Source organism: uncultured Demequina sp., assembly GCF_913055775.1.
Classification (GTDB): Bacteria; Actinomycetota; Actinomycetes; order Actinomycetales; family Demequinaceae; genus Demequina.
The window spans coordinates 1-20,712 of record NZ_CAJXJX010000005.1 but is presented as its reverse complement, the minus strand read 5'-3'; the positions used below and the strand labels follow the sequence as shown (position 1 = coordinate 20,712).

Sequence of the window (20,712 nt, the reverse complement as noted above, 5' to 3'; positions counted from 1 at the left end):
GCGCGTTCCCCGAAGCCCGGGCGTAGGGTGCGAGGGGGGAGCGATCGGCCCCCTGGAGGGCCATGGAGACCATCGAGGTCGAGCAGATCGAGGTGCGCGACCCGCGTGCACCGCGGGCTCGGCGGGCGCGCGCGCCGAACCGCGTGCGCCGAGTCGCCGCGTGGGTCGGGGGCGTGCTCGCGGCCGGGGCCACTCTCCTCATCGCCGATGGCGTGGCGAGCGACGGCACCGAGGAGCCTGCGCCCGACCGGATCGAGCGCGTCGAACCAGAACCCGTCGCGATCCTCGACGCGAGGCAACAGGTCTTCATCCTCCACGACAACTGGCTGGACGAGCTGGCCACGGCCGAGTGCATGGGTGACAGGGGCTACGCCTATGAGCCCGATCCGCGGCGTGACTCGGTGCGGCTCGCCGCCATCGCGGGCCTGCTGGAGATCGAGCCGATGGCTGCCGTGGGCGACTTCGCGTCTGCCGAGCTCCGGAACGCGCACACGCGCGCCGCGCTGTCGTCCGCCGATCAGGCGGTGTGGGACGCCGCGCTCGCGACCCGCTTCGCCCACGGCGGGTGCACCCCGCCCTACCTGCTGCTGTACATCGAGAACGAGGAGGCCGTGAGCGCGGCGGTCGAAGCGGCGAGACGGGACCAGGCATTCATCGCGTACGTGGCGCAGATGATGGCGCTCGAGAGCGATCCCGTCGCAGCGCTGCGTTCCGAGGCCCTGGTCGGGGTGCCGCCTGCCGCGGCGGAGCCCGGGTCATGGGGCGACCTGCCGGCGCGCGTCGAGGCCGCGGTCGCGCGCGACCTGATCTGGATCGTGGAGCCCGCAGTCGAGACGGAGGCGTTCGTGGACATCGCGGGGCTGACGTCAGACGGCGAGGCGCTGCTCGTGCGAGCATCGGCCTCGGCCGCGCACCTGATCCCCGAGGGAGTCGCAGCCGGAGAGCCTCTCACGTGCGGCGAGCGCACGTTCCAGGTGGCGACGACCGGTGGTCTCGGGTCTGATCCCACGGCAGGAACTGCTCCCGGAGCCGACGTCGCGTCCGTCGTGCTCGCGGCGCTCACGACCCGCATCTGCGCATCGTGACTGCGCGGGCCACCGCGTTTTGGTCGCACGCTCAAATCACGGTAGAGTAGTGCGCCGGTCGGGCTTCGCAGTCCGGCCGCGGTTCCGGCCCCGCCGGACCCGTTGGCCTATGGTGTAATTGGCAGCACGACGGTTTCTGGTTCCGTTAGTCTTGGTTCGAGTCCAGGTAGGCCAGCCAGCAAGAAAGCCCGCTCCGGCGGGCTTTTTTTCATGCCCGAACGCACATGCCGCAGACCATCGCCGCGTGCCCGCGCATCGGCCGATGTCACGAAAAGGTCACGGTCCCGCGACCGCCTCCTACGGCCCCTCCCGCGGCTCCACCCTGGAGCCACCCAACCCAGGGAGGTTCCCGTGCGCCCTGCCACCATCACCGTCGGCGCCGTAGCAGGAGTGCTGCTGCTGGCCGGCTGCACCAGCTCGGACGGCGCCGCTGATGCGGATCTGGATCAGGCTCTCGCTTTACCCTCTCCGTCAGAATCCGCCGCCGCGCTCGATGATCGGCCGCTCGACGAGCAGCTCGGCGCGGCGATCCAGTCCGGGGACGCCGCGACCGTGAGTCTCGCGCTCGACGCCGGCGCGGACCCGAATGCAGACATCGGGGGAGGGGCCAGCGCGCTCTCGGCAGCCGTCGTCCGTGATGACTCCGCGATGGTCGCCGCCCTGATCGCCGCGGGCGCCGACGTCACCGCGACGTCCAGCACCGGCGAGACCCCTCTGCACCTCGCCGCCGATCACGCCGGCGCGGACGTCACACGCGCCCTCCTGCAGGCGGGAGCACCTGTCGAGGTCTTCGACTCGAGTCCGTTCAAGGCATCCCCGCTGCACGCCGCGGCGTACAGCGGGAACCTTGAGGCGCTGCAGACCATGCTCGAGGAGGGAGCCCCCGTCGACCTCGCCAATCCTGAGTTCGGAGCGACGGCGCTGTTCTTCGCGGCCTACTGGGACCGCCCGGAGGTGGTTGAGCTTCTGGTGATCGGCGGCGCCTCCGTGAACTACACCGAGCTCGATGGCGACACCGCGCTCGACGTCGCCGTGGCCCAGGGCAGCGCCGACGCCGCCGCGGCCCTGGAGACCCACGGCGGCGTCACGAGCGCCGATCTCTAGGCGGGTCGTGCCCGCGATTCGAGCGTGACACGCTCGCCGTCCCACCCGGCGGTCACGGCGTCGCCCTCGCCGATGCGACCGTCGACGATCTCGCGGGCGAGCTCGTTGAGCAGGCGGGTCTGGATCAGTCGCTTGAGCGGGCGTGCGCCGAAGGCCGGGTCGAATCCATCGCGCGCCAGGACCTCGCGCAGGCCAGGCGTGACGTCGAGCTCGATGTCCTTCTGGACCCCCAGGCGCTGCACCGCCTTCGCCAGCTCCGTCTCGACGATGCCCTCCATGGCTGCGGGGTCGATGCGGTCGAACACCACCACGTCGTCCAGACGGTTGAGGAACTCCGGCCGGAAGGCCTGCCTCAGCACACCCTGAAGCTCGGCCTCCAGCGCCGCCCGGTCCGTGCCGTCCCACGCCAGCACGCGGTCGGAGCCCAGGTTCGAGGTCATGATGAGGATCGTGTTCGTGAAGTTCACGGTGCGTCCGCGGCCGTCGGTGAGGCGACCATCGTCGAGCACCTGCAGCAGCACATTCCACACGTCGGGGTGGGCCTTCTCGACCTCGTCGAACAGCACGATCGAGTACGGACGCCGGCGCACCGCCTCGGTCAGCTGACCGCCCTGGTCATAGCCCACGTAGCCCGGGGGCGAGCCGATCAGGCGGGACACCGCGTGCGACTCCATGTACTCGGACATGTCGATGCGCACCATCGCTCGCTCGTCGTCGAACAGCTGCTCCGCGAGGGCCCGTGCCAGCTCCGTCTTGCCCACGCCCGTGGGGCCGAGGAACAGGAAGGACCCGATGGGGCGGTGCTCGTCGGCGATTCCGGCGCGCGCCCGACGGATGGCGTCGGACACGGACTGGATGGCGCGTTCCTGCCCGACCACCCGCTCGTGGAGCCGGTCCTCGAGGTGGCCGAGCTTCGCGGACTCGTCCGTCAGCAGCTTCTCGACAGGCACGCCCGTCCACTTGGCGACCACGCCGGCGATGTCCTCGCCCGTGACCTCCTCGCGGAGCATGCGCTCGTCCGCGGCGATGCCTTCCAGCTCCGCACGCGCATCGGCGATCTCCTGCTCCGCGGCAGGAATCTCGCCGTAGCGGACGCGTCCCGCCTTCTCCAGCTCGCCCAGTCGCTCGGCGCGGTCGAGCTCGCCGCGGAGGGACTCCAGTCGCTCGGTCGCGGCGGAGACCCGCACGATGAGGTCCTTCTCGCGGGCCCAGCGCATGTTCAATGCGTCGGACTCGTCGCGCAGTCGCGCGATGTCGCGGTCGATCTCCTCGCGGCGGGCCTTCGCGTGGTCGGACTTGTCCTTCGCGACCTGGGTCCGCTCGATCTCGAGCTGCATGATGCGGCGGCGCGCCCGGTCCAGCTCGATGGGCATGGAGTCGAGCTGCATCTTGAGCGCGCTCGTGGCCTCGTCGATCAGGTCTACGGCCTTGTCGGGCAGGAACCGGTCGGAGATGTAGCGGTCCGACAGGCGCGCGGACGCCACGATGGCCTCGTCCGTGATCTTGACGCCGTGATGGACCTCGTACTTCTCCTGCAGTCCGCGCAGGATCGCGACCGTGTCCTCGATGCTGGGCTCTCCCACGTAGACGGGCTGGAAGCGGCGCTCGAGCGCGCTGTCGGTCTCGACGTGCTCGCGGTACTCATTGAGGGTCGTGGCGCCGATCATGCGGAGCTTGCCTCGAGCGAGCATGGGCTTGAGGATGTTGCCCGCGTCGACGCTGCCGTCGGCCTTGCCCGCACCCACGATGGTGTGGAGCTCGTCGACGAACAGGATGATCCGGCCCTCGGCCTCCTCGACCTCCGCGAGGATCGCCTTGAGGCGCTCCTCGAACTGGCCGCGGTAGGCCGCGCCCGCCACGACCGAACTCATGGCGATCTCGATGACGCGGCGGTCCTTGAGGGAGGACGGGACGTCGCCGGCAACGATGCGCTGAGCCAGCCCCTCGACGATCGCCGTCTTGCCGACGCCGGGCTCGCCGATGAGGACGGGGTTGTTCTTGGTGCGACGCGTCAGCACCTGCATGACGCGACGGATCTCCTCGTCGCGGCCGATGACCGGATCGAGGTCGCCCGATTCTGCGAGCGCGGTGAAGTCCTGCCCGAACTGCTCGAGCGCGGACGGCTGCTCCTGCGTGTCAGGAGCCTGGGGGGTCGTGGTCATGGTGAGCCTCCTGGTTGATGGGACGTGCGATCCATACTTGAGTCGCCTGCGCTCAAGTTTACATAACGATGGGTGGATACGGCAAGAGGAGGCCCGCTGGTGCACGAGGCAGCGGCGGTAGGAGGGTCAGCGGAGCGCGCGCTCGATGCGCGACAGCACCTTGAAGCCCTGTGACCGGCGGCGCAGCTGGTTGATCGCGCCCGCAATGAACAGTTCGCGGTCCGGGTCGTGGAACAGCACCGAACCCGTGGCGCCCGAGTGCCCCACGAGCGGCGGCATGGGCGAGAACGGCGAGAAGGCGCGCGGCAGGCGGTACTGCATGACGCCCAGGCCGTAGCTGAGGGGGAAGAACATGGGTCGGAAGCCATGCGTGGCCTGCTGGAGCAGGTCGCGAGAGAACAGGCGCGCTCCCATGAACGCCTGGAGGAAGTCGAGCTGCTCGTCGGCGGTCGAGACGATCCCGCCGTCCGCGCCGAACGACGCCATGGCCTGGGGAATCCTGAGTGCTCCCTCGCCGTAGTGGACGGGCTCGACCTCGTCGTAGCGTTCGATCGTGTCGGCGCCGAAGACCCACGTGGCTTCGAGACCCAGCGGCTCGCAGACCCGCTCGGCCACGGCGGCCCGGTACGTGCCGTCCTGCTCGTCGATGATCAACTGGAGCAACTGATAGTTGGTGTCGGAGTAGTGGGCCCGACCGTCGGCGCCCGGTGGCCGGGACGGCTGGCGGCCGCGCACCATGTCGAGCGCGTCGACCGGCGTCCAGGTGCGGTCCCCGCGCAGGAGCTCCTCGAGGATGGGCCGCTCGCTGGGCCGGGCGTCCTCGAAGTAGTCGGGGATCCCGGACGTGTGGCCCAGGAGGTGGCGGACCGTGACCTCGTGGCTCCGGTCCGTGGCCCCTGAGCCCTGGAGTCCTGCAAGCGTGCCGCCGGGAAGGAGCGCGTCAGCGGGGGTATCCAGCGTATAGCGGCCCTCATCGATGTGCTGAAAGACGATCGCCGCGGTGAACAACTTCGTGATCGACGCAATGAAGTACTGCTGGTGAGCGTCGGGGTCGAGCCACGACCATTCGAGGCCCGGCATGCGCACGGAGAATCGCACTCCTGAGGAGTCGCGATCAGCCGCCGCCTTGGCGGCGATGCGGTCGAGTTGGGAGGGTGCGGAGTCGATGTCCATGCGACGATCCTTCCTGGCAACGGAACCCGCGCGCATCGGCCGCGCGAACGACGAGCCTCCTGCGCGAGGGCGATTGGCGCAATGCCCGATCGATGGGCTATCATCGTGTCTCGCGTTCGCCGCAGGGAAGGGCGGACAGCTAGGGCCCCGTTGTGTAGCGGCCTAGCACGCCGCCCTCTCAAGGCGGTAGCGCGGGTTCGAATCCCGTCGGGGCTACTTCGTGAAACTCCTCACCGTGATCGGTGGGGAGTTTTCTCGTATCCGAGGGCTTCCACGTCGGCGAGAGTTGCCAGCCGCGCGCGCCACGCTGCGACCAGTTCGGGCGGCGGCGTTCCGCACGCAGGATCCTCGGCCGGGCGGTATGGCCGGCGCTTCGCAACCGCGTTGTAGACGCCGTCGCGCCACGCGCGTGGCAGCCAATGGATTGCCGATGCGGCCCGCCAGGGCCACGGCAGCTCGGCCGCGATCGCCGCCACCGCATCGGACCGCAGGCGTGGCTGGTCGCCGCGGGCGAGCACGAGCGTCGATGCCGCCATCTCCGTCGAGAGGCCAGCGGTCTCGAGCGCGGCCGCCCCGACCTCGCCCGCGCTGCCCGCGATCAGGAAGCGCTCGTGGCGGTCGCGGCGGATCAGCCACGCGATGAATCCGTTGCACAGCCCGCAGTCGCCGTCGAACATAATGATCGAGCGCGCGTGCGAGTCCATCCATTCAGCGTACGTGGCGCATGGCGTTCAGAGAGTGTGCCGCTGTGAAGAATCGTGGCCGTATGCGCTCTCGGCACATCCACGCGCGTAGCATTCCCGCAAATGGTAATGTTTTGTTCTTCAGGCGAAGTGGCCTCAAGCGAGCGCTGAGAATGCGCGTTCCGGGGCAAAGCAGACAATTCTCAACACTCGCTCACAGCCCGGGATACCAGCCGTTTTATTCCGTGATCAATCCCACACTTGCACCTCTAGCGGAAATGCCCAGCGAGCACGTAACGTGTCCGAGTTCGTGCGCACCGTGGGTGCGCCCACAGCGCCAGGCCCGTTTCGGAGCCGGCGCTTTTTCATTGGGCAGGCGCGCCAATCCGCGCGCGCCTATGGAGCGAACAGTGACAGTCCGAGTGGACAGAATCCTGGGAGGGAACAGAGATGGCGAACGCCAACGAGAGCATGACCAGCGTGATGAGCATCGAGGGCGCGATCGGCGCGGCCCTCGTCGACTACGACAGCGGGATGACACTGGCGACGGCCGGGTCGGGCATCGATCTCGAGGTCGCGGCTGCAGGCAACACCGAGGTGGTCCGCGCGAAGATGCGAGTGATGGACTCGCTGGGCCTCAACGACAAGATCGAGGACATCCTCATCACTCTGGGCTCGCAGATCCACCTGATCCGACTGGTGACCGCACCCAACGGGCACGGGCTCTTCATCTACGTCGCGCTGGACCGTGGTCGCTCGAACCTCGCGATGGCCCGCCGCCAGCTGCAGGGTGTCGAGCAGGCGCTCGAGATCTGAAGACGCCGCGACGATCGCACAGCGACATGACACCGGTGATGAAGATCGTGGTGGCCGGGCCGTTTGGCTCCGGCAAGACCACGTTCGTCCGCAGCGCATGCCCCGACGCCATCGGCTCGGAACGTGCCGTTTCCGATGAGACGGCACGGCTCAAAGAGCAGACCACGGTCGCGATGGACCACGGAACTGCGCGCATCGAGGTCTCCGGAACGCAGCGCATCGTCACGCTGTTCGGCACTCCGGGGCAGGAGCGGTTCAGCTTCATGTGGCCGCTCCTGGCCCGGGGCATGGCCGGCTACGTGCTGCTCGTCGACGTCAGCCGCCTCCAGTCGCAGGCTCAAGCGAAGGGGATCGCGCGCCGGTTCCAAGCCATCGCCCCCGGCCTGCCGCTGGTGCTCGCCGCGAACCGGTGGGACCCGACGGTGCTGACTGCGGGGCAGCTGAGCGACTTCGTTGGAGTCCCTCCTGAGTGTGTGATGGCCTGCGACCCGCGTGTGCCGGACCAGGCGCGCGCGGTGCTCTCTCGCGTCGCGGAGCGTTCCCTCGCGCTCTCCGTCTCGCCCCACGAGGTGATGTCGTGATCATCGCCAAGCACGGTCTGCTCGCCGCGGCGCGAGTACGCCAGACGGTTTCTGGAGTCCAGCGCGTCATCGTGGCGCGCACGGACGGGATCGCCATGTACGACGATGTCCCGCTCGAGGCGCGTGACGGCGGCGCGGCAATCACCGCGGCGATCGTGGGCCTCGCCGCCACCTCGACGCGCGCTTTCGGGCTCGGCGCTGCCGGAGTATCCGCCGTTGGCGGTGAGCGTGGCACCTTGATCGTGACACCCATCGACGGCGGCCACCTGCTGGGCATTCTGATCGAAGGGACCTCCGATGATGCCGTCGCGCACGCGTCAGGTGCCGTCCGGCTGGAGGCCGAGCGCCTGCGCACGCTCTCAGGTGCCGCGGTGTCCACGGGATGACAGAGCGCAAGACATGTGCCTTGCACGTGGAGGAGCTGCGGGCCCGTGGCGGCGTGGAGCGCGTGATCGTGGCCCGGGTCGACGGAGCCGCGGTCATCGATGACGGTGTGCTTGAGGATCGCGAACGGGCCGCTGCCTCAGCGGCGTCGCTCGCCGGCATCGTCGACCTCGCCGCACGCGCCTTGGGTCTCGACGAGACTCAAGGCGCGGTCATCTACGGTCACGATCGACAGATCATCACACGCCGGATCAACGAGAGCCTCCTGCTCGTGGTGCTCGCTCAGACCGGTGGCCCGGCGGACAGCATCTACCCGACGGTCAGGCGGGTGTCAGAGCGTATCGCCCGTGACCTTGCGGCCGCATAGAGCGGCATCACGCGCCGGCTGACGGGGCCGCCGCGACGCGGTCGAGCACCGCTCGCAGGTGGGCGCCCCAGCGTCGCGCCTCCTCCTCCTGACCCGGCAGCAGCAGCGCGGCGGGGTCGGAGGAGCGCGTCGTGAGCGCGACGGTGAACCCGCGCGGCTCCTCGAGCTCGGTGTACCCCAGGTCGAGGAAGTGTCGAGCGATCGCGCGCGCCGCGCCATGGCCCAGCGGACCCCGGATCCGTGTCTCGTAAGCCGCATACTTCCGCGGTCCGCGCGGCAGGCCCTCGAGCCACTCGCGCATGGGCGGATGGGTGACATCGGCGGCGAGCCCGTGCTCGCCCTGCCTCTTGGCACTCGCGCTTTCTCGCGTCGCCTCCGTGGGGAGGTTGAGCGCGTGCACGGGTGCTCCGGCCACCACGAGGCGGCTCGCCTCGATCACGGCGGGGGTGGCGGCGTCGGTCGTCAGTGCGACCGCATCGCCTCCGAGCCCGGCTGCGATGGCGCGCGCGATCGCTGCGGTGTTGCCCCACATCGACTCGAATACGACCACAGCGTCCATATGACCGGTCTACACCCGTGCGCGCGGGCGCGCGCAGGGACCAAGGTCCTGAATCTCGGCCGGGCCCGGGGCCCGGCCGGTGGTCAGTTCTCGGAACGGCGCAGGACGTCGCTGAGCTGACGCGCCGCGTCGACCACGGCCGATGCGTGGGAGGAGGCGGGGGAGGTGGTGAGCCTCTCGATGGGGCCGGAGATGGACACCGCCGCGATGACCGTGCCGGCGGTGCCCCACACGGGCGCAGAGACCGAGCTCACGCCCGCCTCGCGCTCGCCCGCGCTCTCCGCGAAGCCGCGGGTGCGGACCTGCTCGAGGTCCGACGCCGTGAACCGCGAGCGGGCCAGCGCCGCGTGCATTCGCTCGGGCTCCTCCCAGGCGAGCAACACCTTCGCGGCAGAGCCGGCGGCCATCGTCATGGTGGTGCCGACAGGAATCGAGTCGCGCAGTCCCACGGGGCGGTCGACGGAGGCGATGCAGATGCGCTGCTCGCCGTGCGGGCGGTACAGCTGGCTGGACTCCCCGGTGCGGTCGCGGAGCGTGGTGAGCACGGGCAGTGCAGCGGAGACCAGACGGTCCTCGCCCACCGACGCGGCGAGCTGGGCGAAGCGGCGGCCCAGGACGAACGCGCCGGTCGAGTCGCGCCCCACCAGGTGGTGGTGCTCGAGCGCGAGCGCGAGACGATGGACGGTGGGCCGCGCGAGGTGCGTGGAGGTGACGAGCTCGGCGAGAGTCGCCGGTCCGTTCTCGAGAACTGCGAGAATGGCTGCCGTCTTGTCAACGACGCCGACGCCGCTATGATTGTCCATAGAGCGATACTAGCGTCTCAAAATGTGAGATGTCTACGGTGTGAGAGAGACAGCACGGAGGTAGCCATGGGAACCACGCTGGCGGAGAAGCTGTGGGCCGACCACCTGGTCCGCAAGGGAGAGGACGGCGCGCCCGACCTCATCTACATCGACCTGCACATGTGCCACGAGGTGACCAGCCCGCAGGCCTTCGAGGGACTGCGCCTGGCTGGCCGGCCCGTGCGTCGCCCCGACCTCACCATCGCGACCGAGGACCACAACACCCCCACGCTCGACATCGACAAGCCCATCGCGGACCTCACGAGCCGCACGCAGATCGACACGCTGCGCTCGAACGCCCAGGAGTTCGGCATCCGCATTCACTCGCTGGGTGACGCGGACCAGGGCGTCGTCCACGTCGTCGGCCCGCAGCTGGGCCTGACGATGCCCGGCATGACCGTGGTCTGCGGCGACTCGCACACCTCCACGCACGGCGCGTTCGGCGCGCTGGCGTTCGGCATCGGCACCTCGGAGGTCGAGCACGTGCTCGCGACCCAGACGCTGCCGCTCAAGCCCTTCAAGACCATGGCGATCAACGTCGACGGCGAACTGCCGGAGGGCACGAGCGCGAAGGACATCATCCTGGCCGTCATCGCCAAGATCGGCACCGGCGGCGGGCAGGGCTACGTGCTCGAGTACCGCGGTGAGGCGATCCGCAGCCTGTCGATGGAGGCGCGGATGACCATCTGCAACATGTCCATCGAGGCCGGCGCCCGCGCGGGCCTGATCGCTCCGGACCAGACCACGTTCGACTACGTGCACGGCCGCCCGCACGCCCCCGAGGGTCAGGACTGGGAGGACGCTGTCGCGTACTGGAAGACCCTGACCACTGATGAGGACGCCGTGTTCGACGCCGAGGTGAACCTCGCCGCGGCCGACCTGGAGCCCTTCGTCACCTGGGGCACCAACCCCGGCCAGGGCCTGCCGCTCAGCGCCGCCGTCCCCAACCCGGACGAGATCGCCGACGCCGACGAGCGCGAGGCCGCCGTCAACGCCCTCAAGTACATGGGGCTCACGCCCGGCCAGCCGCTGCGCGAGATCGCGATCGACACCGTCTTCCTGGGCTCGTGCACCAACGGCCGCATCGAGGACCTGCGCGCTGCGGCGGAGATCATCCAGGGCCGCACCAAGGCCCCGAACACCCGCATGCTCGTGGTGCCCGGCTCGGCGCGCGTGCGCCTCCAGGCCGAGGCCGAGGGCATCGACCAGATCTTCAAGGACTTCGGTGCGGAGTGGCGCAACGCCGGCTGCTCGATGTGCCTGGGGATGAACCCGGACCAGCTGGCCCCTCAGGAGCGCAGCGCGTCCACCTCGAACCGCAACTTCGAGGGTCGCCAGGGCAAGGGCGGCCGCACCCACCTGGTGTCGCCCCTGGTCGCCGCCGCCACCGCGGTGCGCGGCACCCTGTCCAGCCCCGCCGATCTGGAAGGCGCGGACCTGCTGGTCGGCGCCGGAGCGTAAGGAGAGCCGCCATGGAGAAGTTCACCACCCACACCGGCATCGGCGTCCCGCTGCGCCGCTCGAACGTCGACACCGACCAGATCATCCCTGCGGTCTACCTCAAGCGCGTCACCAAGACGGGCTTCGACGACGCCTTGTTCGCGGCGTGGCGCGGCGACGAGTCCTTCATCCTCAACCAGCCCGCCTACAAGGCCGGATCGGTGCTGGTCGCGGGTCCTGACTTCGGCACCGGCTCGTCCCGCGAGCACGCCGTGTGGGCCCTCAACGACTACGGCTTCAAGGTCGTCATCGCGAGCCGCTTCGCGGACATCTTCCGCGGCAACTCCGGCAAGCAGGGCCTGCTCGCCGCCGTGGTCAGCCAGGAGAACGTCGAGCTGCTGTGGAAGCTGCTCGAGACCGAGCCCGGCAAGGAGATCACGGTCTCGCTCGAGGACCGCACCGTCACGTGCGGCGAACTCACCGTGCCCTTCGAGATCGACGACTATGTGCGCTGGCGCCTGATGGAGGGCCTGGACGACATTGGCCTGACCCTCCAGAACGAGGGTGACATCACGGAGTTCGAGAAGACCCGCGGCTCGTGGCGCCCGAAGACGCTGCCTGCCAAGACGGAGCCCAAGGTCGAGATCGAGGCCGCCCGCCCCGTCGACGCCTGACGCCCAGCGCAGCTCGGAGGTCGCGAACCCCCGCCGTGCCACACTCGTCTCCATGACCAGGGCGAACGAGCATCGCGAGGCGACCCGCGCATCGGCCATCCCCGCCCTGGGATGGGACGCGAGAACTTCCGCGCGCATCGGCGCTGCGGTGCTGGTGTGCGGCGCCGCCGTGCTGCTGTTCGCGGTGCACGTGAGGCCGCTCGGCTACGTCCCGCTGGTGCTGGGCGTCGCTCTGGCCTTCGCCGTCGATCGGGCACTCGCGAAGGACCTGACGCTCATCGCGCTGGGCCAGCTGATCATCTCGGTCATCTCTCTCGAGGCCGACCTCTCGAACAGCGGGATGCTGGGCTTCACCCTCGCGCTGGGCGGGGCAGTCCTGGTGCCGTGGGCGCTCGCGCGCTACTGGCTGAAGCACGACGCCGTGAAGTTCCCGATGTTCACGGGCAAGCGCTGGTCACGCGCGCAATGGATCTACCTGGGCGTCGTCATCGTGGCGGGCTACCTGATCCTGCCGTTCTACTTCATCGGCTCCGGCGCGTATCAGAACTGGCCGGAGATCACGGGCGCGAACGAGATCGGCCGGCTGTTCGTGGGCGTCAACGCGGTGGGGATCTGGGACGAGCTGTTCTTCATCTGCACGGTGTTCGCGCTGCTGATGCGCCACTTCCCGATGGCGCTCGCGAACGTCCTGCAGGCCACGGTGTTCGTGTCCTTCCTGTGGGAGCTGGGCTACCGCGAGTGGGGGCCGCTGCTGACCATCCCGTTCGCCCTGGTCCAGGCGTGGATCTTCTCGCGCTTCAAGTCACTGCCCTACGTCGTGGCGGTGCACCTGCTGTTCGACGCGGTGGTGTTCGCCGTGCTGGTGCACGCGCACCACCCGGTCCTGTTCGACATCTTCGTCACCGTTCCTGCGCGCTGACTTCACCCAGCCACGCGCGCGTGCCGAACGAGCGCAGCGACGGAGCCACTGCATCGGCCGCCCATGCCAGGTCCTCCGCGAGCCGGGCCGGATCCCAGCCCAGGCTCGCGATGCGGAACGCCACGGCGCCGTGGAAGAAGTCGCCGGCGCCCAGCGTGTCGACCACATCGGTGCGCGGGACCGCGACCTCGCCGTCCGATCGGCCTGAGCGCCACAGAATGGAGCCGCCGCCGCGCGTGATCGCGGCGCTCGCGACGCCCAGCGACTCCAGCCACGCGAACACGTCACCGGGGTCGCCGGAGCCATCTGGCGAGGTGAGGTCCGCGCTCGCGATCACCAGGTCGCACTCGCGCGCGACGTCCGCGGAGTGGGGCTTGAGGCTGCCCGCGTCCATGATCACTGGTACGGCCGATGCGCGCGCCGCCCGGGCAAGAGGGATCGCCACGTCGGGGTGGTAGCCATCGACCAGGACGGCGCGGGTGCCCTCGAGCGGGGGAAGGTCCGGGGTCCCGGTTGGCGTGGCGACGGCCGATGCGGTGGGAGAGATCACGGCACGCTCGCCGGTGCCTCGGGTCACCAGGATCGACGCGGTCACGGGCGGCCCGTCCGCGCCGCCGACGTCGTGGAGGGCGACGCCGGTCGCGGCGAGGTCATCGACGATCACGGTGGTCAGCGCATGGTCGGGGAGGCGGGTCGCGAGCGTGGGAGAGCCTCCCAGGTGCGCGAACGCGACGGCCGCGTTCGTGGCAGGCCCGCCTGCGGCGACGGTGTGCTCGAGCGCGACGACCTTCTGGTTGGGAGCGGGAAGCCGGTCGACCGAGTGAATGACGTCCAGCGTGGTGAGTCCCGCGAAGAGTGCGCGCGGGGGTTCGGGGGGCATGCGGTCATGGTGTCACGGGTCGCGCGCAAAGCGCGGATGCGGGCTGCGGAGCCCACATAGGGGAAGATGGAGGCATGACCGACTCCATTCGTGTGCACGGCGGCGTGCCCTTGCGCGGAGAGATCTCCGTGCGCGGCGCCAAGAACTTCGTGTCGAAGGCCATGGTCGCCGCGCTGCTGGGCTCCACGGCATCGACGCTGCGCAACGTTCCCGACATCCGCGACGTCAAGGTCGTGTCCGAGCTCCTCCGGCTCCACGGCGCAGACGTGAACTACGACGTCGCCTCCGGCGTCCTCATCGCGGACACGTCGGACCTGCAGCCCGCCGACGCGCTGCAGATCGCGACGCACGCGGGGTCGAGCCGCATCCCGATCCTGCTGTGCGGACCGCTGCTGCACCGTCTGGGCGAAGCCGTCATTCCCGACCTGGGCGGCTGCCGCATCGGTGACCGTCCCATCGACTTCCACCTGGAGATCCTGCAGAAGTTCGGCGCAGTGGTGGAGCAGGCCGGCGACGGCCTTCACCTCACGGCGCCGCGCGGCCTCCACGGGATCAAGCACACGCTCGACTACCCGTCGGTGGGTGCGACCGAGCAGCTGCTGCTGACGGCCGTCCTGGCCCATGGCATCACCCGGCTCGACAACGCGGCTGTCGAGCCCGAGATCAAGGACCTCATCGACACCCTCCAGAAGATGGGGGCGATCATCTCGGTCGACACGGATCGATCGATCACCATCGAGGGCGTCGAGACCCTGCGCGGGTACGACCACACGTCGCTCGGCGACCGCATCGAGGTCGGCTCGTGGGCGTCCGCGGCCCTCGCGACCGGAGGCGACATCCTGGTCCACGGCGCGCAGCAGCGCACCATGGGGATGTTCCTCAACGTCTTCCGCAAGGTCGGGGGAGAGTTCGAGGTCAACCCCGAGGGCATCCGCTTCTGGCACCCCGGCGGCGACCTCAACTCGATCCCACTCCAGACCGATGTGCACCCGGCGTTCATGACCGACTGGCAGCAGCCGCTCGTGGTGGCCCTCACGCAGGCGAAGGGCCTGAGCATCGTCCACGAGACGGTCTACGAGAACCGCTTCGGATTCACCGAGGCGCTCGTCAAGATGGGCGCGCACGTCCAGCTCTATCGCGAGTGCCTGGGGGACAACCGCTGCCGGTTCGGCCAGCGCAACTTCCTCCACTCGGCCGTGATCTCCGGGCCCACGCCGCTGAAGGCGGCCGACATCGAGGTGCCCGACCTGCGCGGCGGCTTCTCGCACCTCATCGCGGCGCTGGCGGCCGAGGGAACGTCCACGGTGTCCGGCATCGGCATCATCGATCGTGGGTACGAGAGCTTCCGCGACAAGCTGGCGGCGCTCGGAGCCTCTGTCGAGTAGGCGCATGGCACCCTCGATCCCCGGAGGCTTCCGCGCTGCGGCAGTCCTGGTCAAGCCGGTCCTGCTCGCCACGACCAAGCGCGTGTGGCGCGGAGGCGAGAACCTGCCCACCGACCAGGGCTTCATCGCGGTGTCGAACCACGTGTCCTACGCGGACCCGTTCACCTTCGCGCACTTCCTCTACGACCACGGCTACGCCCCGCACTTCCTCGCGAAGGCGTCGCTCTTCGACATCCCCATCGCGGGCCGCGCGCTCAAGGGCCTCGACCAGGTGCCCGTGCATCGTGGTTCTTCCCGCGCGAAGGACGCGGTGGACGCCGCGGTCACGCTGCTGCAGCGTGGCGACTCCATCGCCGTGTTCCCCGAGGGCACGCTGACCCGGGACCCCGCAATGTGGCCCATGCTGGCGCGCACGGGGGCCGCTCGGATGGCGCTCGAGCACGACGTGCCCGTCGTGCCCATCGCGCAGTGGGGTGCCCACGAGCTGCTCGCGCCGTACGGCAAGAAGCCCGACCTGTTCCCGCGCAAGACGATCACGATGACCGCGGGCCCGCCGGTCGACCTGAGCGAGTTCCGTGGCCAGGGTCTCGACATCGGCGTCCTCCGTTCGGCCACGGACCGCATCATGACTACGCTGACTTCCATGCTCGAGGAGATCCGCGGCGAGACCGCTCCCACGAAGCCGTGGGACATGCGCAAGGACGGAGGCGGCCGATGACCCGGGCAGCCATTCTGGGTGCCGGTGCGTGGGGCACGACGTTCGCCGCAGTGCTGGCGGACGCCGGGACCGAGGCACTGCTGTGGGGTCGCGATGCCGACGTGGTCGACCAGATCAATGGCGAGCGGCGCAACGATCGCTTCCTCGCGGGCATGGACCTGCCCGAGGGGATCCGCGCCACCACCGACGCCCGCGAGGCGCTCGAGGGCGCCGACGTCGTCGCGGTCGCGCTTCCCGCCCAGAAGGTGCGCGGCATCATCGGCGATCTCGAGGACGCGGTGCCGTCGAACGCGGTGGTCGCCTCGCTCATGAAGGGCATCGAGGTCGGCACCCACCAGCGCATGAGCACCGTTCTGCGCGACGTGTGGGACCTGCCGGAGGACCGGGTCCTCGTGGTCTCCGGACCCAACCTCGCCCGTGAGATCGCCGTGAAGCAGCCCACCGCGACCGTGGTGGCGGGCACCAACACGGATGCCGCCGAGATGCTGGCAGCGGCGACCGCCTCCTCTTACTTCCGGCCCTACACCAACCCGGATGTGGCCGGAGTCGAGCTGTGCGGCGCGTTCAAGAACGTCGTCGCCGTGGGCGTGGGCGTCACGGACGGGCTGGGCTTCGGTCACAACACGACCGCGACCGTGATCACGCGCGGGCTGACGGAGATCACCCGGCTGGGCGTCGCGATCGGCGCCCACCCGGACACGTTCTCGGGGCTCGCCGGCATGGGCGACCTCATCGCGACCTGCGCATCGCCGCTGTCGCGCAACCACACTCTCGGCAAGCACCTCGGCACCGGGGCGACGCTCCCCGAGGCGATCGAGCGCACGGGCGGCACCGCCGAGGGCGTGCAGACGTCGCTGTCGATCCAGGAGCTGGCGCGCGAGCACGGGGTCGACGTCCCGATCTGCGACGCGGTGGTCGACATGCTGCACCACGGCGAGCCCATCGGCGACGTGGTCAGAAGGCTCCTGTCCCGGCCCCGCAAGGCGGAGCTGACCTGACGTGACGGACGCGCTCAAGCCAACGGTCGCCGTGCTCTTCGGCGGCCGTTCGTCCGAGCACGGCGTCTCCTGTGCGACCGCGGGCGGCGTCCTCGGCGCGATCGACCGCGAGCGCTGGAACGTCATCGCCGTCGGCATCACGAGCGACGGTCGCTGGGTGCCCGCATCGGCCGATGCGGGGGACTGGCGCCTGCAGGACGGCCGCCTTCCGCGCGTGGCCGAAGGCCCGCGCACGGTGTTGCCGCCGCACGTGGCGGGGGAGGGCACCTGGCGTGTGCTCGAGCCGGATGGCACGGTCACCGTGCTCGGCGAGGTCGACGTGGTCTTCCCGCTGCTGCACGGGCCGTTCGGCGAGGACGGCACGCTGCAGGGGGCCCTCGAGCTGGTCGACACGCGCTACGTGGGCTCGGGCGTGCTCGCGTCCGCGATGGGCATGGACAAGCAGTACATGAAGACCGCGCTGCGCGGCGCGGGGCTCCCCGTCACGCCGGATGTGGTCCTGGCGCCGGGCGAGACCGTGGCGGCCCGGCGGCCGGAGATCGAGGCCCTGGGCCTGCCCGTGTTCGTGAAGCCCGCGCGCGCAGGGTCCTCGATGGGGATCTCCAAGGTGTCGGACTGGGATGCGCTCGATGCCGCGCTCGCGGAGGCGGTCAAGCACGACCCCAAGGTGCTGATCGAGCGCGGCGTCGTGGGCCGCGAGATCGAGACCGCGGTGCTGGCGACGCCCGACGGCGTGGTGGCATCGCCGGCGGGCGAGATCATCACCGGCGGCGACCACGAGTTCTACGACTTCGACGCCAAGTATCTCGACGAGGCCGCGGTGGACCTGCGGTGCCCGACCGAGCTTCCCGACGACGTCGCCGCCACCGTCGCCGATGTTGCGGTGCGGGCATTCACCGCCGTCGGGGCGGAGTCCCTGGCACGCGTGGACGTCTTTGTGGGCGAAGACGGAGCGGTCACGGTGAACGAGATCAACACCATGCCTGGCTTCACCGAGACGAGCATGTACCCGCGCATGTGGGCTGCCGCCGGCGTGGGATACCCCGACCTGGTGGAGACGCTGCTGCGCGGAGCGCTGTCACGCCCGACGGGGCTGCGCTAGCTGCACTCGAGCCCGTTGCTCGGCGCCAGGGCTGCGGAGGGCGACAGCTCGGCCAGCACTTCTCCCACGGCCTCGTCCGCACGGGCCTGGGGGATGGTGAGCTCGAGCGCGGGGGAAAGGCCGAACGTCACGGCGACCCAGGCATCGTCCTCCTCCCGCACGAGCCAGTCGACGTCCGCGGCGGGCGTCGACACGGAGATGCACTGCTCGGTCGTGGGGCCAGGCGGCTCGACGCCGCAGCGCGCGACGATCTCGAACTCGTCTCCCCATGCCTGCGTCGCCTGGGAGGTGGTGCCGCGCTTGTCGAGGCCGCCCACGACATCCGGCACGGCGAGCATCACCCGTGCGCAGTCGGGGTCGGCGGAGTACGGCGCAGGGTCGACCACGTAGGGATGACCGCACCCCGCGAGCAGGGGCGCCGCGAGCGCGCCCAGCACGAGGATGGCGGCGCGGCGTAGCATGTCCCCAGCCTAGTTGCGCGTCACTGCCACCCAGGACGGTCACGCGGCCAGCGCATCGGCGCTCCGCTCTACCGGTTCTGCACACGGCTGGTGCTCGCGTGGCCCGCGTGACGCGTGGGAGCTATCAGGTGCACCACGCACACCAGCAGTCACTGCCGTGTGCAGAACCGGTAGGAGACCGGGCGCGTGCGGTGGGGCGGGAGTGGTGACGCCAGCACCGCAGCCACCGCGTAGCCTTGCCCGGTGACCCGACGCGCGCTGCTCACCGGCCTCCCGCATGGTCGGGCGTTCGCTCTCGCGTGGCCGCTGATCGTCGCGAACGTGTCCGTGCCTCTCGTGGGACTGGTCGACACCGCGATGCTGGGCCACTTCTCCGACACCCAGAACCTGGGCGCGGTCGCGGCCGGCTCGATCGTCCTCTCGGCCGCGTACTGGGTGCTGTCCTTCCTGCGCCTGGGCACCACGAGCCTGGTGGGCCGCACCATTGGCGCCGGCCGTCCGCTCGACGCGATCGCCCACCTGCAGCGCAGCCTGCTTCTCGCCGGCGCGCTGGCGGCAGCAGTCCTGATCCTCCAGTGGGTGTTACTGCCCCTCGTCATGGGCATCGTCGCGCCGGCCGGCGAGGTGCGCGAGCTCGCCACCGCGTACGCGCAGATCCGCGTCCACTCGCTGCCTGCCGTGCTCGGCACGCTGGTCATCACCGGGTACTTCATCGGCGCTCAGGACACGCGCCGACCACTCGCGATCGCCATCGTCGTCAACGTCCTGAACCTGGGGCTCGACGTGTGGTTCGTGGCAGGCCTGGGCTGGGGTGCCCAGGGCGCCGCCTGGGCCACGATGGCTGCCGAGTGGGTGGGACTCGTGCTCGCCGCGGTGCTGCTGTGGCGCTTCCTCGATCCCGACCCGCGCTCCCGCCTGCGGCGCTGGCGGGGCCAGGGACTGCGCCGCCGCTGGCGCGCCCTGCTCACGATGAACGCGGACCTCGCGATCCGCACGACCCTGCTGTACGTCGCCCTCACGTTCCTCACGGCAGCCGGAGGTCGCATTGGCGAGGACGTGCTCGCCGCGAACGCGATCCTGCTCCAGCTGACCCTGCTCGCGAGCTACGGCCTCGACGGCTACGCGCATGCTGCGGAGGCCATGAGCGCGAAGGCGCTGGGCACGCGCGACCTCGACGAGTTCCACCGGGCCAACGCCGCCGCCACGCTCCCGGCGCTCGGGATCGCGGGAGCCTTCACCGCCGTGTTCCTGATCGCGCAGGACCAGTTCATCGCGCTCATGACGGACCTGCCCGACCTCACGGCGACAACGGCGCAGTACTACCACTGGGCGGCGTGGCTGCCGCTGATCTCGGTCGCGGCGTATCAGCTCGACGGCGTCTTCATCGGCACGGGGCAGTCGCGGATCATGCGCAACACCATGCTCGTCGCCGTGATCGGCGTGTACCTGCCCACGTTCCTGATCCCCACATGGATCACGGGAGCGCCGGACAATGACTGGCTCTGGGCCGCGTTCACCGCCCTCAACGTCGCGCGCGGTGTCTTCCTGGGGATTGCCTACTGGCGCCTCAGCCGCACGCGCGGATGGCTCAGCACAGCCGAGACGTGACCGTAGGCTCATCCCATGACCACCATCGGAGACATGGGCGAGGACGCGCTGATCAGGCTGTTCGCGCCGCGGCTGCCCACCACGGATGCGGAGATTCTGGGGCCCGGAGACGACGCCGCAGTGCTGTCCGTCGACGGTCACCTGGTGGTGAGCTCCGACGTCCTGGTGCAGGACCGGCACTTCCGCCTCGAGTGGTCCACCGGCGCAGACGTGGGGTGGCGCGCCGCGATGCAGAACCTGGCAGACATCGACGCGATGGGCGCCGTCCCCACGGCCCTGGAGGTCACGCTCTGCGCGCCTGCGTCGACGCCCGTCGACTGGGTCCTGGGACTCGCCGACGGTCTGCGCGAGGCGTGCGAGCCGCACGGCGTGGGTGTCGTGGGCGGCGACCTCTCGGGCAGCCGCGAGGTCGTGGTCGCCGTCACGGCGCTGGGGGAGACCCACGGCACGGAGCCCATCACGCGGGCCGATGCTGTGGCCGGGGACGTCGTCGCGGTGTCAGGCGAGCTCGGCGCGGCGAGGGCCGGCTACGAGCAGCTCATCGAGGGCTCGCGCGTCGACGAGGAGGCCATCGGGCTGTTCCTGCGGCCGCGGCCGCGCTTGGGGGCGGGGCTCGAGGCTGCGCTGCACGGCGCGACGGCCATGATGGACCTGTCCGACGGGCTCGCCCGCGACGCTGGTCGCATCGCGCGGGCGTCAGAGGTGACGATTGCGCTCGAGTCCGCCGCCGTGCCTGTCCATGAGGCAGCACAGCGGACAGCCGATGCGCTG

The 20,712-nt window shown here is 70.1% G+C and carries 22 protein-coding genes and 2 tRNA genes; 17 read left to right on the top strand and 7 right to left on the bottom strand.

Annotated features, from left to right (window positions below):
- Positions 1–62 precede the first annotated feature (62 nt).
- The 3 genes from QZ483_RS01010 (at position 63) to QZ483_RS01000 (ending at position 2,189) form a co-directional block, all read left to right on the top strand.
- Positions 63–1,085 (top strand): hypothetical protein, encoded by a 1,023-nt coding sequence (locus tag QZ483_RS01010; protein ID WP_297081121.1) that lies wholly within the window; start codon positions 63–65, stop codon positions 1,083–1,085.
- Positions 1,086–1,188: 103 nt separating this feature from the next.
- A tRNA-Gln gene (locus tag QZ483_RS01005) sits at positions 1,189–1,263 on the top strand.
- A 173-nt stretch (positions 1,264–1,436) separates the two neighbouring features.
- Positions 1,437–2,189: an ankyrin repeat domain-containing protein gene (locus QZ483_RS01000; RefSeq protein WP_297081120.1), complete on the top strand. Its 753-nt coding sequence runs from the start codon at positions 1,437–1,439 to the stop codon at positions 2,187–2,189.
- Here QZ483_RS01000 and QZ483_RS00995 read toward each other — a convergent pair.
- Both QZ483_RS00995 and QZ483_RS00990 read right to left on the bottom strand, forming a co-directional pair.
- Positions 2,186–4,351 carry an ATP-dependent Clp protease ATP-binding subunit gene (locus QZ483_RS00995; protein WP_297081119.1) on the bottom strand — a complete coding sequence of 722 codons (2,166 nt, stop codon included), beginning with the start codon at positions 4,349–4,351 and terminating at the stop codon, positions 2,186–2,188. The genes QZ483_RS01000 and QZ483_RS00995 overlap by 4 nt on opposite strands.
- A 126-nt stretch (positions 4,352–4,477) precedes the next feature.
- A complete protein-coding gene (locus tag QZ483_RS00990; RefSeq protein WP_297081118.1) occupies positions 4,478–5,524 on the bottom strand; it encodes a serine hydrolase in 1,047 nt (348 codons plus the stop codon).
- A 143-nt stretch (positions 5,525–5,667) separates the two neighbouring features.
- Between QZ483_RS00990 and QZ483_RS00985 the strand changes: the two genes are divergently transcribed.
- Positions 5,668–5,740: transfer RNA gene (locus QZ483_RS00985), tRNA-Glu, on the top strand.
- 14 nt (positions 5,741–5,754) lie between these two features.
- Here QZ483_RS00985 and QZ483_RS00980 read toward each other — a convergent pair.
- Positions 5,755–6,228 carry a thiol-disulfide oxidoreductase DCC family protein gene (locus tag QZ483_RS00980; RefSeq protein ID WP_297081117.1) on the bottom strand — a complete coding sequence of 158 codons (474 nt, stop codon included), beginning with the start codon at positions 6,226–6,228 and terminating at the stop codon, positions 5,755–5,757.
- Between the two features lie 450 nt (positions 6,229–6,678).
- Between QZ483_RS00980 and QZ483_RS00975 the strand changes: the two genes are divergently transcribed.
- Genes QZ483_RS00975 through QZ483_RS00960 form a run of 4 tightly spaced genes read left to right on the top strand, consistent with a single transcriptional unit; the run spans position 6,679 to position 8,355 of the window.
- A complete protein-coding gene (locus QZ483_RS00975; protein WP_297081116.1) occupies positions 6,679–7,023 on the top strand; it encodes a hypothetical protein in 345 nt (114 codons plus the stop codon).
- A 26-nt stretch (positions 7,024–7,049) separates the two neighbouring features.
- On the top strand, positions 7,050–7,604 hold the full coding sequence (locus QZ483_RS00970; RefSeq protein ID WP_297081115.1) for an ATP/GTP-binding protein: 555 nt from the start codon (positions 7,050–7,052) through the stop codon (positions 7,602–7,604).
- Complete coding sequence (locus tag QZ483_RS00965) at positions 7,601–7,990, top strand: roadblock/LC7 domain-containing protein (protein WP_297081114.1); 390 nt, start codon at positions 7,601–7,603, stop codon at positions 7,988–7,990. The genes QZ483_RS00970 and QZ483_RS00965 overlap by 4 nt, the downstream gene beginning before the upstream one ends.
- Positions 7,987–8,355: a roadblock/LC7 domain-containing protein gene (locus QZ483_RS00960; protein ID WP_297081113.1), complete on the top strand. Its 369-nt coding sequence runs from the start codon at positions 7,987–7,989 to the stop codon at positions 8,353–8,355. Before QZ483_RS00965 ends, QZ483_RS00960 begins: the two co-directional genes overlap by 4 nt.
- A gap of 7 nt (positions 8,356–8,362) precedes the next feature.
- Here QZ483_RS00960 and QZ483_RS00955 read toward each other — a convergent pair whose 3' ends face one another.
- Together QZ483_RS00955 and QZ483_RS00950 are read right to left on the bottom strand one after the other, a co-directional pair.
- Positions 8,363–8,914: a hypothetical protein gene (locus QZ483_RS00955; RefSeq protein WP_297081112.1), complete on the bottom strand. Its 552-nt coding sequence runs from the start codon at positions 8,912–8,914 to the stop codon at positions 8,363–8,365.
- A gap of 83 nt (positions 8,915–8,997) precedes the next feature.
- On the bottom strand, positions 8,998–9,717 hold the full coding sequence (locus QZ483_RS00950; RefSeq protein ID WP_297081111.1) for an IclR family transcriptional regulator: 720 nt from the start codon (positions 9,715–9,717) through the stop codon (positions 8,998–9,000).
- 66 nt (positions 9,718–9,783) lie between these two features.
- On the opposite strand from QZ483_RS00950, the gene leuC reads away from it, so the two are divergent.
- From leuC to QZ483_RS00935, 3 genes are read left to right on the top strand one after another with little or no spacing between them, the layout of a single operon-like run.
- The gene (leuC, locus tag QZ483_RS00945) at positions 9,784–11,217 is read left to right on the top strand and encodes a 3-isopropylmalate dehydratase large subunit (RefSeq protein WP_297081110.1); all 1,434 of its coding nucleotides are present in this window, start codon (positions 9,784–9,786) and stop codon (positions 11,215–11,217) included.
- Between the two features lie 11 nt (positions 11,218–11,228).
- Positions 11,229–11,870: a 3-isopropylmalate dehydratase small subunit gene (gene leuD, locus QZ483_RS00940; RefSeq protein WP_297081109.1), complete on the top strand. Its 642-nt coding sequence runs from the start codon at positions 11,229–11,231 to the stop codon at positions 11,868–11,870.
- Positions 11,871–11,922: 52 nt separating this feature from the next.
- The gene (locus tag QZ483_RS00935; protein WP_297081108.1) at positions 11,923–12,789 is read left to right on the top strand and encodes a type II CAAX prenyl endopeptidase Rce1 family protein; all 867 of its coding nucleotides are present in this window, start codon (positions 11,923–11,925) and stop codon (positions 12,787–12,789) included.
- On the opposite strand, the gene QZ483_RS00930 is transcribed toward QZ483_RS00935, so the two are convergent.
- On the bottom strand, positions 12,770–13,669 hold the full coding sequence (locus QZ483_RS00930) for a PfkB family carbohydrate kinase (protein ID WP_297081107.1): 900 nt from the start codon (positions 13,667–13,669) through the stop codon (positions 12,770–12,772). The genes QZ483_RS00935 and QZ483_RS00930 overlap by 20 nt on opposite strands.
- 74 nt (positions 13,670–13,743) lie before the next feature.
- Here QZ483_RS00930 and murA point away from each other — a divergent pair, with 74 nt between their 5' ends.
- The 4 genes from murA to QZ483_RS00910 are packed head-to-tail and all read left to right on the top strand — an operon-like array spanning position 13,744 to position 17,872.
- Complete coding sequence (gene murA / locus QZ483_RS00925) at positions 13,744–15,054, top strand: UDP-N-acetylglucosamine 1-carboxyvinyltransferase (protein ID WP_297081106.1); 1,311 nt, start codon at positions 13,744–13,746, stop codon at positions 15,052–15,054.
- A gap of 4 nt (positions 15,055–15,058) precedes the next feature.
- Positions 15,059–15,772: a 1-acyl-sn-glycerol-3-phosphate acyltransferase gene (locus QZ483_RS00920; RefSeq protein ID WP_297081105.1), complete on the top strand. Its 714-nt coding sequence runs from the start codon at positions 15,059–15,061 to the stop codon at positions 15,770–15,772.
- On the top strand, positions 15,769–16,770 hold the full coding sequence (locus QZ483_RS00915; protein WP_297081104.1) for an NAD(P)H-dependent glycerol-3-phosphate dehydrogenase: 1,002 nt from the start codon (positions 15,769–15,771) through the stop codon (positions 16,768–16,770). Before QZ483_RS00920 ends, QZ483_RS00915 begins: the two co-directional genes overlap by 4 nt.
- Position 16,771: 1 nt before the next feature.
- Positions 16,772–17,872, top strand: a complete 1,101-nt coding sequence (locus tag QZ483_RS00910; protein WP_297081103.1) for a D-alanine--D-alanine ligase family protein — start codon at positions 16,772–16,774, stop codon at positions 17,870–17,872.
- On the opposite strand, the gene QZ483_RS00905 is transcribed toward QZ483_RS00910, so the two are convergent.
- Entirely contained in the window at positions 17,869–18,333 is a 465-nt protein-coding gene (locus tag QZ483_RS00905) for a DUF3515 family protein (protein ID WP_297081102.1), read from the bottom strand. The genes QZ483_RS00910 and QZ483_RS00905 overlap by 4 nt on opposite strands.
- Positions 18,334–18,576: 243 nt before the next feature.
- Between QZ483_RS00905 and QZ483_RS00900 the strand changes: the two genes are divergently transcribed.
- Positions 18,577–19,941 carry an MATE family efflux transporter gene (locus QZ483_RS00900; protein ID WP_297081101.1) on the top strand — a complete coding sequence of 455 codons (1,365 nt, stop codon included), beginning with the start codon at positions 18,577–18,579 and terminating at the stop codon, positions 19,939–19,941.
- 15 nt (positions 19,942–19,956) lie between these two features.
- Positions 19,957–20,712, top strand: a 756-nt coding sequence (gene thiL, locus QZ483_RS00895; RefSeq protein ID WP_297081100.1) for a thiamine-phosphate kinase, incomplete at its 3' end; no start/stop codon positions are given.